The 14,661-nt window shown below is 42.5% G+C and carries 12 protein-coding genes; 10 read left to right on the top strand and 2 right to left on the bottom strand.

What is annotated here, in order from left to right; genetic code table 11:
- Positions 1–96: 96 nt before the first annotated feature.
- Positions 97–1,206 carry an acyltransferase family protein gene (locus ACE1CC_RS21825; protein WP_413272542.1) on the bottom strand — a complete coding sequence of 370 codons (1,110 nt, stop codon included), beginning with the start codon at positions 1,204–1,206 and terminating at the stop codon, positions 97–99.
- Between the two features lie 111 nt (positions 1,207–1,317).
- Here ACE1CC_RS21825 and ACE1CC_RS21820 point away from each other — a divergent pair, with 111 nt between their 5' ends.
- Positions 1,318–2,628, top strand: coding sequence for a PQQ-dependent sugar dehydrogenase (locus ACE1CC_RS21820; RefSeq protein WP_413272541.1), 1,311 nt, complete (start codon positions 1,318–1,320; stop codon positions 2,626–2,628).
- 533 nt (positions 2,629–3,161) lie between these two features.
- Here the strand turns inward: ACE1CC_RS21820 and ACE1CC_RS21815 are convergent.
- Positions 3,162–3,842 (bottom strand): lecithin retinol acyltransferase family protein, encoded by a 681-nt coding sequence (locus tag ACE1CC_RS21815; protein WP_413272540.1) that lies wholly within the window; start codon positions 3,840–3,842, stop codon positions 3,162–3,164.
- Between the two features lie 250 nt (positions 3,843–4,092).
- On the opposite strand from ACE1CC_RS21815, the gene ACE1CC_RS21810 reads away from it, so the two are divergent.
- The 9 genes from ACE1CC_RS21810 to ACE1CC_RS21770 all read left to right on the top strand — a co-directional run bounded on the left by ACE1CC_RS21810 (position 4,093) and on the right by ACE1CC_RS21770 (position 14,472).
- Positions 4,093–4,833 (top strand): glutathione peroxidase, encoded by a 741-nt coding sequence (locus ACE1CC_RS21810; protein WP_413272539.1) that lies wholly within the window; start codon positions 4,093–4,095, stop codon positions 4,831–4,833.
- Positions 4,834–4,975: 142 nt separating this feature from the next.
- Positions 4,976–5,425 (top strand): hypothetical protein, encoded by a 450-nt coding sequence (locus ACE1CC_RS21805; protein ID WP_413272538.1) that lies wholly within the window; start codon positions 4,976–4,978, stop codon positions 5,423–5,425.
- Between the two features lie 170 nt (positions 5,426–5,595).
- Entirely contained in the window at positions 5,596–7,989 is a 2,394-nt protein-coding gene (locus tag ACE1CC_RS21800) for a WD40 repeat domain-containing protein (protein ID WP_413272537.1), read from the top strand.
- A gap of 14 nt (positions 7,990–8,003) precedes the next feature.
- Positions 8,004–8,615, top strand: coding sequence for a hypothetical protein (locus ACE1CC_RS21795; RefSeq protein WP_413272536.1), 612 nt, complete (start codon positions 8,004–8,006; stop codon positions 8,613–8,615).
- Between the two features lie 119 nt (positions 8,616–8,734).
- Positions 8,735–9,403 (top strand): (2Fe-2S)-binding protein, encoded by a 669-nt coding sequence (locus ACE1CC_RS21790; RefSeq protein WP_459563893.1) that lies wholly within the window; start codon positions 8,735–8,737, stop codon positions 9,401–9,403.
- Positions 9,400–10,395, top strand: coding sequence for an FAD binding domain-containing protein (locus ACE1CC_RS21785; RefSeq protein ID WP_413272534.1), 996 nt, complete (start codon positions 9,400–9,402; stop codon positions 10,393–10,395). Before ACE1CC_RS21790 ends, ACE1CC_RS21785 begins: the two co-directional genes overlap by 4 nt.
- Positions 10,392–12,515, top strand: coding sequence for a xanthine dehydrogenase family protein molybdopterin-binding subunit (locus ACE1CC_RS21780; RefSeq protein ID WP_413272533.1), 2,124 nt, complete (start codon positions 10,392–10,394; stop codon positions 12,513–12,515). The genes ACE1CC_RS21785 and ACE1CC_RS21780 overlap by 4 nt, the downstream gene beginning before the upstream one ends.
- A gap of 245 nt (positions 12,516–12,760) precedes the next feature.
- Positions 12,761–13,909 (top strand): XdhC family protein, encoded by a 1,149-nt coding sequence (locus ACE1CC_RS21775; protein ID WP_413272532.1) that lies wholly within the window; start codon positions 12,761–12,763, stop codon positions 13,907–13,909.
- Complete coding sequence (locus ACE1CC_RS21770) at positions 13,888–14,472, top strand: nucleotidyltransferase family protein (protein WP_413272531.1); 585 nt, start codon at positions 13,888–13,890, stop codon at positions 14,470–14,472. Before ACE1CC_RS21775 ends, ACE1CC_RS21770 begins: the two co-directional genes overlap by 22 nt.
- The last annotated feature ends 189 nt before the right edge of the window (positions 14,473–14,661 follow it).

The following is a 14,661-nucleotide window of genomic DNA, read 5'->3' as shown; positions in this document are numbered from 1 at the left end:
ATCATTGAAATTTTCGATTACCAAGATGATTTTATGATGTTGTGTCCCTTCAGCATTTGGGAATAAATTACCCTCAGAATCGATCGGGAAAATATGCTAAACTTTGAAAAACCAGCGTTTAGCATACATCAAATAAGCGACAGCCCACCAAAATAACAAAGTTATGAAGGCGAAAAGTAAAGAACCGTTCATTTCACCTGCCCAAGAAACAAACCAATTTTGGTAAATCCAATTGGAGACACTAATGGCAGTTTCACCCGTACCAATTTGAATTTTCGCCATTAGTTTCAAGCCTAAAACTGAAGCAACAAAAATAAAAATCGCATTTAATCCCAGAAATTCCAACGGTTTTCCCCAACGGCGTAATTCCCGGACTTCAATTAATTGATAACACCCAGCTAATAAAAGTATTGCCCATCCAGTAGTAAACAACACATAAGAACTCGTCCACAGCTTTTTGTTGATCGGAAATAATAAATTCCAATTCCCACCAATCAGTAGACAAATAATGCCAATTAATGCTAAATTGATACTGGTTCTTGAGTTGGGATTTTGTTTACCTAGCCAATCGCCAGTTAAGTAACCTGAAAGTGTGGTTGCTACAGCGGGTAAAGTGCTAAATAAACCTTCGGGATCTCCCATTGAGTTGTAACCATCTCCTTTATAAAGATGGGTGGGAGTGACGATGAGGCGATCGATCCAAGCCCCAAAATTTCCCTCCCTAGTTAACACTCCTGCACCATAATCAGGAACCGGAATTAAAATCAGCGCCCCCCAATAACCAAAGAGTAAAATTACCGTCAATACCCACAAACCTTTTTTGGGCAATTTCAGAATCGCTAAAGCGGCGAATAAATAAGCTAAAGCTATTCGCTGTAACACCCCCATAATTCTGATATTACTAAAGTCGTAATTCCAAAAGCCATTCAGCAACAAACCTAAAGCAAAAAGAATGATACTCCGGCGAAAAATCCGTCTATAGACCGATGTTGTGGCGAGCTTTCCCTTGGTGTACTTAGAAAGAGAAAAAGACATCGCCACACCGACGATGAACAGGAAAAAGGGAAAAACTAAATCTGCCAAAGTGCAGCCATTCCAGTCAGCGTGACTTAAAAAAGGATATACTTTTCCTAGACTCGCCGTATTGACTTGGATCATACCTGCGATCGCAATACCGCGAAACACATCCAGAGAGGTTAAACGCATCTGTACTAGTAAGTTTCTTGAGTTAATCTGTTTCGGATTCTCATACTTTAGGAGATTTCCGAGAAAAATATCTGGTTTCTCAGAAACTTAGATTAATTAAGGCTTGATATAATGAAACTCCGTAAACTGTTACTATTAACAACTTTAATTACCACGACAACTGCTTGCAACTTTACCGCCAACTCCGGGGAAACCCCCTCGGCAAAACAAACTAAACCAGCAACTAACAAAGCATTACAAACTCAAACCCTTTCCCCCCAACCCATCCGCATTAACATTAACTCTCTACCCAAACCTTTCGCCACCCAAAGCGCCTCTAAATCTCCTCAAGTCGTTCCCATTCCCGCCAACCCAACCTTGCGAGTTCCCAATGGTTTTGTCGTCAATGTTTTTGCCGAAAATCTCAATGCGCCTCGTTGGTTAGCATTAACTCCCAACGGCGAAGTATTAGTTACAGAAACTCCCGCAAATCGCATTCTCCTATTACGAGATACCAACGGCGACGGGGTAGCAGATGTTAGGAAAAGTTTCGCCACCGCAGAAAACGGGTTAAATATTCCCTTTGGTATGGCTTTTGCGGGAAACAGCTTTTTTGTCGGTAATACTAACGAAGTTCTCCGCTTCCCTTATCAAAAAGGTCAGCAGGAAATTCCCGGAAAAGGGCAAAAAATTACCGACCTAACTCCCGGCGGTTATCGTCAACATTGGACTCGTAACGTTGTCGTTTCTCCTGATGGCAAAAAGTTGTATGTTTCCGTTGGTTCCCGTTCTAACGTCGATGTGGAAGAATTACCCAGAGCATCAGTGCAAGTGATGAATTTGGATGGTTCAAATCGGCAAACTTTTGCTTTTGGGTTGCGAAATCCTGTTGGTTTAGATTTTCATCCCCAAACCAAAGAACTTTATACAACCGTTAATGAACGAGATGGTATTGGCGATGATTTAGTTCCAGATTTTCTCACCCGGATTCGACAGGGAGAATTTTACGGTTGGCCTTTTGCTTATTTGACACCCAATAAACTTGACCCGCGCCGAACTACAAATGGAAAAAGCGATCGTCCTGACTTAGCCACCAAAACTCAAACCCCCGATGTCCTTTTCCAAGCTCATTCCGCTGCCTTGGGACTACAATTTTATGATGGCAAAACCTTTCCCCAAAAATATCGCAACGGTGCATTTGTCGCTTTTCGGGGTTCTTGGAATCGTGACCAAGGAACGGGTTATAAAATAGTATTTGCTCCTTTTAATAACGGTCGTCCAGTCGGTGATTACGAAGATTTCCTGACCGGGTTTTTGTTAAATCCAAAAGTGCCAACAGTTTGGGGTCGTCCGGTCGGAGTGTTAGTGCTTCCTGATGGTAGTTTACTCTTTACTGAAGAAGCGAATAACCGGATTTATCGAGTGCAGTATCGAGGGGGTTAATAGTCATTTGCCCGATCGCACCCACCCCCATCCACCCCACCAAAAACCTACATCTACATCTGTGTTTATCTGCGTTCATCTGCGTTCATCTGCGGTTAAAAAACCACTAGCCGCCAATTCACAAATTGGGCATTTTGTCAAGATGCTGTTTCGGGAGGATGTTTCGGAGTGGAAAAAACTTGTTCATCGAGAAGGCAAAAAACGGATAATTTTAGCCCGCTTTTTTCCCTAGTTTGTGGCTGTAACTTTGATTCTCTCGTTACCTTGACCAATTTTTAGTCACAAAAAGCCAAACTAACCTTTGTACACCATGATACCAAATTTCCCAAATAACGCAAGTAGGTTTAATAATTGAGAATCTTTAGCGATAATTTTGCTTCCTAAATCAGCTATTGATTTATTTATCCAAACAATCCGAGCTTAACTTATAAATTAAAATTATAATTACCTGTTACCTCTGGTTAACTTTAATTATTGCAGATTCGAGCAATTAATCACAAGGCAAATTGCTGCCAACTTCGATTTTAGTTCACTTATTTTTGATTTTCTCGCTGGCTTTCGATCAGATTTTGCGTCATTCTCGCTAACTTTTGTAGCATTTCTTCCTGTTGAATAGCTTGTTGTTTGTACTGTTGTTTTCTGTATAATGCTGCTCTGGCTAAATCTTCTCGGTTTCGCTTTAAAGCTTCCTTGGCTACTTTTTCCCAATCATTCATTTCTTTGAGAGTTTGGGTATACTGAGGCTGGATGTTATTCCAAGTAGTGCGGATTTGAGAAAGAGCTTCTTCAAGTAACCGAGTAGTTTCGTCTTTTGGAGTTGTTTCTAAAGAACGGTTCACCGGGTCGGATAAAGTATCTACATCAATATAACGTAGCATCGGAATAAAGTCTACTACCTGTTGACTGTAATTAACTCCTGTTTTACACCAAGTAGCAAAATGCTCGCAGTTATTAAAAAGTAGGTTATATTTTCTTTCGCCTAAACGACTTTCGGCGCGATGCAAAACCACATCGGGAATGAAAGAAGTTTGGTATCGTTTGACATAAATTATCCCACCTTGAGAGAGGGTTTCTAAAGAGGTGCGTTCAATTGTTTCGCTAGGTTTGCGGTAATGAATAGCTGTACCGTCGCCGCAGTCAATACCATGATGTTCGTAAATGCCTTTAATATTGATAAAGTGTCTCATGGCATAGATTTGATCGCCTCGCGCCATTTGTTTTTGCCTTTAGTATTGACTTTTGCAGCTAAGGATAACCCACTTATTATACAGAAAAAGTTTCCTCCCTCTTTACCCGATTAGGAAACATTTTGGCATTTTTTGAACTAAACTGATTAGCAACAACTGTTTTTGTTTGACAGTTGCGGTAATGGTGAGCGATCGCAGTGATGTGTTAGTAACAAATAATGCTTCACAAAATCGTGCTATTATCAGCAAAACCTAACCAAATCAGGAGATAGGAATAATGTTGAAAAGCCGTGAAGGGGAAAGAGTTCCCAATGTAACTTTTAGAACTCGTAAAGATGGTCAATGGTTGGATATAACCACTGATGAATTGTTTGCAGGGAAAACAGTTGTGGTTTTTGCTCTTCCCGGTGCTTTCACTCCCACTTGTTCTTCTACTCACGTTCCTGGCTACAATGAACTGCACTCAACTTTCCAAAAAAATGGGGTCGATGATATTATTTGTATCTCAGTAAACGATCCTTTTGTAATGGAAGAGTGGCAGAAAGATCAACGCGCAGAAAATATTAAATTCATTCCCGATGGCAATGGAGAATTTAGTGAAGGCATGGGAATGTTAGTAGATAAAAGTGATTTGGGTTTTGGTAAAAGGTCTTGGCGTTACTCTATGTTAGTCAAAGATGGAGTAATCGAAAAGATGTTTATTGAACCAGAAGTAGAAGGCGATCCTTTTGAAGTTTCTGATGCAGAAACTATGTTGAAATACATCAACCCTGAAGCAGCGAAACCTCAGTTAGTTTCCCTGTTTACCAAAGTCGGTTGTCCTTATTGTGCTCGTGCTAAATCTGCTTTGAAAGAAAGGGGAATTCCTTTTGAAGAAATTGTTTTAGGTAAAGATATAACTACCCGTTCTTTGCAAGCTGTGACTGGTGCAAAAACTGTACCCCAAGTATTTTTTGACGGAAAATTGATTGGTGGATCGGAAGCTTTAGCTGAGTATTTAAGCTCTCAGAATCTGTAATTTAGGACTCATATCATGTCCGCTTGATGAAACATAATGTAGAGACGTTATATATAACGTCTCTACAAGGTATACATAAGATCCTGAAGGGGTCTTTTGCTTACAGGTTCCTATAATTTAAGGAAATGTTAGGCTAATAGGCATGAATAAACTGTTAGATGCTACTCTTTCAATCCAAGTTGGTCAATCTCTGAAGAAGTTGGCTAAAAATGCCTTTGAAAATGCTTATAAAGCGGCACTACTGCATCCTAATTGTACTTATGTCCAAGGGTTTTTAGTTGTGGCGGGAGAAGATTTGCCTCCGATCGAACATAGCTGGATCGAGTTGGATAATAATGTTGTCGATCCATCCTTTACCCTTTGGGATAAACAGGCGGAGGAACTATATTATTTTCCAGCACATTGTTTGACTGTGAAGCAACTAATAGCCGCAGTCGAAGAAGCGAAGGAAGATTATCCAGAAGATAACCCTCTTCCGGTTTATGGTGCAATGCCTTACGAGTATTACGGTGAGGTGATGTTAGGTGGTAAAGATTACCAAGATGCCTATCAAGCTGCATTGGCATTTTCTCAAGAAATCAATGTTAAGTAAACCGGAAATTAGTATTATTTTTTGATTGCTTTGGAGTCAGGAGAAAGCCAGAATTTTTACTGTTAACTTATCCTTAACCAGGATTGTCTACTTAAAAGCTATGATTGAGAAAGCTTGCCCAAAAGTAGGCAACATTTTATGATAATTATACGTTGATTGGAGAAGACTTTATGGAACTGGAGCTAGGTTTACAGTTACTAGTCCAGGGTTTACCAGCGATCGCACAAATATTCACAGCCTTACAAGAGGAAAGATTAGCAGTAATCAAGCACGAACAAGCTAAGGAAGTTCACCAATTTAAATCTGATGAATCCGGGGAAAACTCTCCCGAAAATCGCCATTTGCAAAAGTGGCGACGGGAACAGGAAATCGCAGTTTACCATCGAGAAACAGTTTTACAATTAGTAAATGCCGGACAAGAAATTGCCCAAAAGTATCCAGAATATCAGAAATTTATTGAGAATTGGCCTTTAAAAATACTGCCTGCCCAATTTTTAACTAACCCGCCGAATAATGCACCTAAACCTTTACGCATCTTCCTCGCGCCAATCAAGATTCAAGGTAACGATATTGAACTGGAAAAAATAGCAAACTGGGAAATAAATTTGGCGCAAAGTTTAAGAGAATTTCTTGGCAAAAACTACCCTTTAAGCAGTCCAGAAAGACCTGTTGAATTTATTGCTAAAGCCTGGAAAAATCAGGAATTTGAGCAAGAAACTAGCATCAAAGCTTTAGTTGAAGTCTTAAAATTTGAACCAACTTTAATTTTAGAATTAGAAATCATTGGCAAGCATTTAAATTTTCGGATCGCGTACTGGGGTATTGCTGAACCTACATATTCTTACCAAACAATTATTTCTGATTTTCCTTATCTGGAAATGGTTTATGCGGCAACTAAAACCCGCACTTTGCAATGGCGAGAAACTGCAAGTAAATTATTAGCTGCTGGTGTCAGTTTAGCAGAAATTCAGGAATTGGGTGGCGAGAATGTCAAGAATTTAGAAGTTTTAGAAAAAGAGTTAAAATGGCAAGACCTGGGGATTGTTACTAAAGATTTGAATTTACCATATCAATGCAATGAACAAGATTGGCAAAGTTTGTTAAAATGGTTAATTGGTTATCATTGTTTTTTGGCGGGTTGGATGGCAGATTTGCATCATTTAGTTAATTATAAAATTACCCCCGGTTTACCAAAATTACTGCCGAACCTCAACCCAAAAGCACCAGAAGATTTGCTAAAAATCGGGATTTCCTTTTATAGTAATCTGTTTAGTAGATGGGAGAATGACGCACCCGATCAAGTTTTGGAGTCATCGGTAAACCTGGCTAAGAGTTTAACTGTTTTAGCTGATAAATATTGGGCGACAGAACAAATTAATTATGCAATAAAATTTTGGTTGAAGCAGAAGCGAATCCCACTAAATGAAAGCAATGTTTCCTTAGAAACTGTACAATCGTTAATTACCGTCGAAGACCGCAATTTTTTAGAGAATATTAAAGCTTGCTTACTAGCAATAGGGGATGAATCTTGTCTGAAACAAGTATGCCGCTTGTTAACGGTATTAGAAGATTTAAGCAGTAAAACTTCAGGAATAGAGAAAAGCCAAAAAAGCTTAATTAAGATTCCCAATAATCTGAGTGCAATTACCAAAAATCGGGATGATTTGAAAGTAGATAACATTTCGATTATTCATACATTAAATGGACATTCGGGAAAAGCTTCTTCGGTTGCTGTAAGTCATGATGGGAGTACTTTGGCGAGTGGCGGGGATGATAATACTATTAAGTTGTGGCATTTAGGAACTGGGGAATTATTGCAGACTTTAAATGGTAATTCTGGCAGAGTTTTAGCCATTAATGTTAGTCCTGATGGACAAATTTTAGCAAGTAGTCATCGGACTAGCGATCGCAGTTGTATCAAAATTTGGCAACTACAAACTGGCGAATTAATTCGCACTTTAACAGGACATCATAAATGGATTTATTCTTTAGCTATTAGTCCTGATGGGAAAACTTTGATTAGTGGTAGTCACAAAATCAAAACTTGGCAGTTAGAAACTGGGGAACCTTTACACAGTATTCCCGGACATAAAAAGTGGGTTTATTCCTTAGCTATCAGTCCTGATGGCGAGAAGTTTGCTAGTAGTGGAGGAGATAAAACAGTAAAAGTTTGGCATTTGAAAACCGGGGAATTAATTCATAATTTAGAAGGGCATTTTGACTGGGTGCGATCGGTAGTAATTAGTCATGATGGAGAAATGTTGGCTAGTGGAAGTGATGACAATACTATTAAACTTTGGAACTTACAAACAGGAAAACTTTTGCGAACTTTAATGGGTCATTCTGATTGGGTTTTGTCCTTAGCTTTTAGTCCTGATGGCAAAACTTTGATTAGCGGCAGTAAGGATAATACAATTAGATTATGGCATCTAAAAACAGGTAAATTATTAGGTACTTTAACCGGACATCAAAAATGGGTTTATTCCTTAGCTGTTAGTCCTGATGGACAGACTTTTGCTAGTGGAAGTGAGGATAAAACGGTTAAGATTTGGCGGACTTTGTGAGGTTTAATTTAAATATGCCCTACAGTCAGTTTACTTTGAGTAAGGTTAAAGAAGATTTTAATTTGTCAACTGTCGAAGGAACTAGGTTTTTCCCAAGTAATATAGAATTAGTTTCGCCTAGTCCGAGATTGATGGGAATTTTAGAGGAAATACCTTGGGCGATCGCAGTTGATACCGAAAAAGCACGTTCTGAAGTAATTATTAATCCGGTTTTGTTGGAAGTGCGACGCATTCTGAATCAGAAAATTAGCTTGTTTTCCGGTGAAGAATTTAACGTCGATGTTGGGGCTGGACTTAATGGCGTATGCGACTTTTTGATTAGTCTTTCTCCCGAACAACTGGTGGTAGAAGCACCTGCTGTAATTATTGTGGAAGCGAAAAAGTCCGATCTGAAGTCAGGGATAGGACAATGTATTGCGGAAATGATCGCTGCCCAAAAGTTTAATCAAGCGAAAAATAAACCAATAACAACAATTTACGGGACTGTTTCTAGCGGTACACAATGGCGATTTTTAAAATTAGAAGAAAAGACGGTAACAATCGATCTTACAGATTACCCTTTACCGCCTGTGGAACAAATTTTAGGGTTTTTAGTTTGGATGGTGAAGGGTTCAGGGGAGCAATAAAACTCTCAGATTGTTATTAGATATCTCCAATAAAGAATCTCTTTCGGCAGGCTCTCCTGCCTACCCCACAAGAATTATTGGGGATGTCTATTGTTTATAGAGAGTCTAATTGATTAGCGATCGCTGCCCCGAAAATCCTACATAATGTTAATGTTGCTGAGGGTCAAGAAATGTTAACCGATTCCCTGCAAGACGGCAAAGCCGAACGCGATTTTCCCATGCAAGGGGAAACCCCTGTTACGCTTACCATCAATGGACAGTCTCAGACTGTTTCGATTGAACCGCGTGTTACGTTGTTGGATGTATTACGGGAAAGGTTAGGACTGACAGGCACGAAAAAAGGTTGCGATCATGGTCAATGTGGTGCTTGTACGGTGCTGATCGATGGCGATCGCATTTACTCCTGTCTCTCCCTTGCCATTATGCAGGAAGGGCGATCGATTACCACGATCGAAGGTTTGGCAAAAGGCGAACAACTGCATCCCGTGCAAGCGGCATTTATTGAAAATGATGGTTTCCAGTGTGGATATTGTACACCTGGGCAAATCTGTGCATCGGTTGCTCTACTGGAGGAAGTTAACCGGGGTTGTGCTAGTGCTCTGACAGCTGATTTAACCAATCCACCGCAACTGGCAAACCTTTCAGAAACAGAAATTAAAGAACGACTCAGCGGTAATCTCTGTCGCTGTAGTGCTTATAACGGTATTGTGGCATCTGTGCAACAAGCAGCAGGACAAACTCCGCCTTCTCCGGCGGCGACAATACTGTTGCAGGAGGTAGCAGGATGAAGAATTTTGCTTATGTTCGGGCTACCTCGGCTGAAGATGCTGTGCAGCGATCGCAAACTACGCAAAATGCCCAGTTTATTGCCGGGGGAACTAATCTGATCGATCGCCTAAAAGTATTCCTCGATCGACCCGAACAACTGATTGATGTCTCTCGTTTAGATTTGAAACAAATCGAAGCTACAACAGAGGGAGGCATTCGCATTGGCGCACTAGCAACTAATACAGCTGTTGCCGATCATCCTCAGATTCGCCGTGATTATCCCCTGTTATCTCGCGCCATTTTGTCGGGAGCATCCCAACAAATTCGCAACATGGCAACCGTCGGTGGTAATTTATTACAACGCACTCGTTGTCCCTACTACTACGACACCGTATTTGCTTGTAATAAAAGACAACCGGGAAGTGGTTGTGCAGCACTTGAGGGAATCAATCGAATGCACGCGATTTTGGGAGCAAGCGATAGTTGCATTGCCGTTCATCCCTCCGATATGTGCGTTGCATTGGCAGCGTTGGATGCAGTGGTGGAAGTGGAAAGCAGCAAAGGACGGCGACAGATTCCGTTTAATGATTTTCATCGTTTACCGGGTGATGCTCCCGAACGGGATAGTAATTTGGAATCTGGGGAACTGATTACGGCTGTGATTTTACCACCTTTACCCTTTGGGAAAACGGGAGTTTATTTGAAGTTGCGCGATCGAGCTTCCTATTCCTTTGCTCTGATTTCGGTAGCAGCTGCGATCGATCTAGCTGGAGAAACCATCCGGGATGCTCGTTTAGCCTTGGGTGGAGTCGCCCATAAACCTTGGCGAGTTCCCGAAGCCGAAACTTTCCTCAAAGGTAAACCCGCTACAGTTGAGACATTCCAACAAGTAGCAGAGATTGTGTTGCAGGGAGCAAAACCGCTAACTCACAACAGTTTCAAAGTAAACATGGCAAAACGGGCAATCAAAAGAGCACTCACCATTTCAGCACAGGGCGGAGGTGTAGCATGAACAAGGTGATCGGTACTGCGGTTAACCGTAAAGATGGGCTGGCTAAGGTGACAGGAAAAGCCACTTACGCCGCTGAACAACAGATTCCAGGGTTAGTGTATGGATATTTGGTGACATCTGCGATCGCTAAAGGAAGGATTCGATCGATCTCCACCCAAGCAGCCGAAACAGCGCCTGGAACGATCGCCGTCTTTACCCACCAAAACGCCCCCAAGATCTTCAAACCTACCAATAACTTTATCACCAGCAAAGTCTACGAAGCCCGTCTGCCCCTTTCTGATGACCAGATACATTATGCCGGACAGATTATTGGGTTGGTAGTAGCGGATAGCTTTGAACGAGCAAGGGATGCTGCCCAACAGCTGCAAGTAGAGTATGAGGTGGAAACACCATTGATTGATGCAGCCAAAGGTACTTATAAGCCTGCGATCGGTATATTTGGCGAAGATATGGTGCTTGAGAAAGGGGAATTTTCCAGGGGAACAGAGGAAATAGAAACCGCAGGAGCAACTGTAGAAGCAACCTACACCACTTCTACAGAACTTCATGTTCCTATGGAACCCCATGCTATTATTGCTCAGTGGCAAGGACAAGAAGCGCTGACTGTTTACGAAGGCTCTCAGTGGGTGATGGCATCCCAGCGCACCTACGCCGAACTATTTGGCATTCCCGCAGAAAAGGTGCGGATTGTTACTCCCTACATCGGTGGCGCATTTGGTTGTAAAGCATTTCCTTGGCCCCACAGCATCTTGTGTGCTGCTGTTGCACGTCAAATACAGCGTCCGCTCAAGGTAGTGGTGAGCCGTCGCCAGATGACTGCTAACACGGGACATCGATCGGAAACGGAGCAAACTTTAAGGCTGAGTGCGACAAAAGATGGGAAGTTAGAAGCGATCGTCCACACCGTTAAGTCCGTTACCTCTCCTGTCGAGCAGTTTAGCGAACCCTGCATCAACATCACCCCAGTCATGTACAGCACGCCCAATATGCAGCTGAAGCAGACCGTTGCGGCATTAAACCTTGGCACTCCCACATTTATGCGGGCACCGGGAGAAACCCCTGGAATGTGGGCAATGGAATCAGCAATGGATGAACTGGCATGGAAACTTAACCTCGATCCCGTAGAACTGCGGCTCCAGAATGAAACTAAAACCCACCTACGGAACAACCTCCCCTTTTCTTCCAAGCATTTTGCCGACTGTCTCAAAGAGGGAGCTAAACGTTTTGGTTGGCAAAATCGTCCTCAACCCCGCACTCTCACCCGCGAAGGTAAATTAATAGGATGGGGAATGGCAGCGGCAACCTTTCCAGCTTTGCGGGGAAACGCCTCAGTTAAGGTGAGATTGTTGCCCGATGGACGAGTAAATGTATTGACATCAGCCAATGACATGGGAACTGGAGCCTATACCCTCGTAGCAATTATGACTGCGGAAACCTTGGGGGTATCGGTGGACAGAGTGAGCGTAGAAATTGGCGATTCTCTATTCCCTGATGGTGGCATGGCTGGAGGTTCGCAAATGACTGCTTCCCTTGCGCCTGCTGTGCAAGAAGCTTGTGAGAACTTGCTGAAGTCCGGGAATTTTGCTACTACAGCAGAGGCGCTCAAGGAGTTACAAAGCTCTGGAAAAGCCGCCTGGGAAGCTACCGGATCGTCTGCGCCTAATGAAGAGGGGAAAAAGTGGGCATTTCAATCTTGGGGAGCTCATTTTTGTGAAGTGGCGATCGATGAAGAAATAGGACGGCTACGGGTAACGCGCTGGGTATCGGTGATGGATGTTGGGCAGGTAATCAATGCCAAAGCTGCTGCCAGTCAGATTCGAGGCGGCGTAATCATGGGCATTGGGGAAGCACTGATGGAAGAATGCGTTTTCGATCCTCATACAGGAAATCCCGTAGTCTATGACTTAGCAACCTACCACTATCCCAGCCATGCCGACATTCCCCGCATTGACGTAACATTTGTCGGTAAACCGGATCTAACGTTTAATCCCTTGGGCGTTCGCGGTGCTGGTGAAATTGGCATTACCGGGGTGGCTGCTGCTGTTGCTAACGCAATCTACCACGCAACAGGCAAACGGTTCCGCAATTTACCAATTACTCCTGACAAATTAATAGCATAGTCGTGAGTGCAGAAGTACGTTGTTGGGCTTTAGCAGAAGTACGTTGTTGGGCTTTAGCCCTCAGAAGTACGTTGTTGGGCTTTAGCCCTCTTAGGAAACGTGGCATAAGAGGGCTAAAGCCCAACAACGTACAAAGAATCAGACTAATCTTATAACTAGCAACTTGGGTTAATATCTTCTCCCTCTTTCCTGGAGCGTCCTCTGTGTCTGGAGCGGTTTATTATAAAAAAGGTTTTTCAGCGCTTATGAACGAACTACAAAGAATTCTACAAGCCTTTGAACATAGCCAACAAGCTGGAAAACGCGCAGTCTTAGCAACAGTTGTGCGAACAAGTGGATCGGTTTATCGTAGACCGGGTGCGCGGATGTTATTAACTGAAGATGGGGAGATGTTTGGTGCGATTAGTGGTGGTTGTTTGGAAAGCGATATTCTGGATCGATCGCACTCTCTCCTCTCTAATAATGCCAATCCCATCCTAGTCAGATATGACACAACTTCCAGTGATGACATTGTGTTTGGTTTTGGATTAGGATGCAATGGCATTGTTGATGTTTTGATTGAATCTTTGAACCATGATGCTGCGATTCATCAACTTTCCTTAATTCGAGATTGTTTGAACGCTCAGCAAATGATTGCGATCGCCACTGTGTTTTCTGTAGAAAATGTGTCGGGGATTAGAGTGGGCGATCGACTAATAATGAAATCTGACACCACAATCATTAACCAAATCACCAACACAGATATTGCTCAAACCATTGCCACAGACCTTAGCAAAATACTGATTGAAAAACAAACTCTTGTACAATCCTACACTCTATCTTCGGGAAAAATTGATGTGTTGCTGGAAGTGATTTCTCCACCCGTTCCCTTGCTAATTTTTGGGGCTGGATATGATGCTATTCCAGTGGTGCAGTTCGCCAAACAATTAGGCTGGCAGGTTACAGTTATAGATCATAGATCGAGTTATTTAACTGGCGATCGCTTTCCAAGAGCCGATCGACTGCTACACTGCAAACCAGAACAACCAGAAACCTATAACCATTTATTAACACCTCAAACCGTCGCTGTTGTCATGACTCATCGATATATTAGCGATTTGGCATTTCTCAAAACCTTGATTCCGTCTGGACTGCGTTATTTAGGCGTATTAGGGCCAAAACGACGAATGCAGCAATTATCGCAAGATTTAGCCGAAAACGGTGTCACGCCAAATCAACAGCTTTATAATCCGATCGGGTTGGATATTGGGGCGGAAACTCCCGAAGAAATAGCCCTTTCCATCGTCGCAGAAATTCAAGCAGTGCTCAGTGGGCGTTCTGGTAGTTTTCTGCGCGATCGCATCGGTTCGATTCATTCTCCCACAAAACCAGCATGGCTAGAATTGGTATCCTAATTTTGGCAGCGGGAGCCTCTACCCGCTTAGGACAACCGAAACAACTCTTATTTTATCAAGGTAAACCGCTAATTCGACAGATGGCAGAAGTGGCGATCGCATCTAACTGTCAACCTGTTGGGGTAGTTTTGGGAGCTCATGCTGAGGCGATCAAGCCACATTTATCAAATCTAGACATTCACATATTTTACAACGAAAATTGGTCAAGGGGGATGGCAAGTTCGATTCAGTGTGGACTGCGGGAAATGTTGAGAGTTTCGGTTGAACTTGATGCGATCGTTCTCATGGTATGCGATCAACCCTTTGTTTCACCCGATCTAATTCACAAATTAATTGCTGGATATCGAGACTTAAACTATCCTATTGTCGCCTCTGAATATGCTGGCATTTTAGGTGTTCCCGCTTTATTTCACAAAACATTTTTTCCCGAACTATTAACACTTCAAGGAGATGTTGGTGCCAAATCAATTATCCGCCAACATCACTCCCATTCCTTAAGCATTCCATTTAACCAGGGAATCATTGATTTGGACACCCCTCAAGACCTGCAATTTCTCTCATAAATAAAGTGATAATAGTTATATGAGGATGGGGCAGGCAGGATGCCCACCCCACTACAAAGCTCTAACTTTTGTGGGGCAGGCAGGATGCCCACCCCACTACAAAGCTCTAACTTTTGTGGGGCAGGCAGGATGCCCACCCCACTACAAAGCTCTAACTTTTGTGGGGCAGGCAGGATGCCCACCCCACTA

It is taken from the genome of Floridaenema aerugineum BLCC-F46 (genome assembly GCF_041929345.1).
GTDB lineage: Bacteria > Cyanobacteriota > Cyanobacteriia > Cyanobacteriales > Aerosakkonemataceae > Floridanema > Floridanema aerugineum.
The sequence above is the reverse complement of the archived record's forward strand: the minus strand, read 5'-3'. Positions and strand labels throughout refer to the sequence as shown.

Bases quoted from the DNA above. Each gene is read 5' to 3' on its own strand.
- ACE1CC_RS21815 (WP_413272540.1), bottom strand. From the start codon at position 3,842: ATGGCGCGAGGCGATCAAATCTATGCCATGAGACACTTTATCAATATT.
- ACE1CC_RS21820 (WP_413272541.1), top strand. From the start codon at position 1,318: ATGAAACTCCGTAAACTGTTACTATTAACAACTTTAATTACCACGACA.
- ACE1CC_RS21805 (WP_413272538.1), top strand. From the start codon at position 4,976: ATGAATAAACTGTTAGATGCTACTCTTTCAATCCAAGTTGGTCAATCT.
- ACE1CC_RS21775 (WP_413272532.1), top strand. From the start codon at position 12,761: ATGAACGAACTACAAAGAATTCTACAAGCCTTTGAACATAGCCAACAA.
- ACE1CC_RS21795 (WP_413272536.1), top strand. From the start codon at position 8,004: ATGCCCTACAGTCAGTTTACTTTGAGTAAGGTTAAAGAAGATTTTAAT.
- ACE1CC_RS21825 (WP_413272542.1), bottom strand. From the start codon at position 1,206: ATGCGTTTAACCTCTCTGGATGTGTTTCGCGGTATTGCGATCGCAGGT.
- ACE1CC_RS21780 (WP_413272533.1), top strand. From the start codon at position 10,392: ATGAACAAGGTGATCGGTACTGCGGTTAACCGTAAAGATGGGCTGGCT.
- ACE1CC_RS21810 (WP_413272539.1), top strand. From the start codon at position 4,093: ATGTTGAAAAGCCGTGAAGGGGAAAGAGTTCCCAATGTAACTTTTAGA.
- ACE1CC_RS21800 (WP_413272537.1), top strand. From the start codon at position 5,596: ATGGAACTGGAGCTAGGTTTACAGTTACTAGTCCAGGGTTTACCAGCG.
- ACE1CC_RS21770 (WP_413272531.1), top strand. From the start codon at position 13,888: ATGGCTAGAATTGGTATCCTAATTTTGGCAGCGGGAGCCTCTACCCGC.
- ACE1CC_RS21785 (WP_413272534.1), top strand. From the start codon at position 9,400: ATGAAGAATTTTGCTTATGTTCGGGCTACCTCGGCTGAAGATGCTGTG.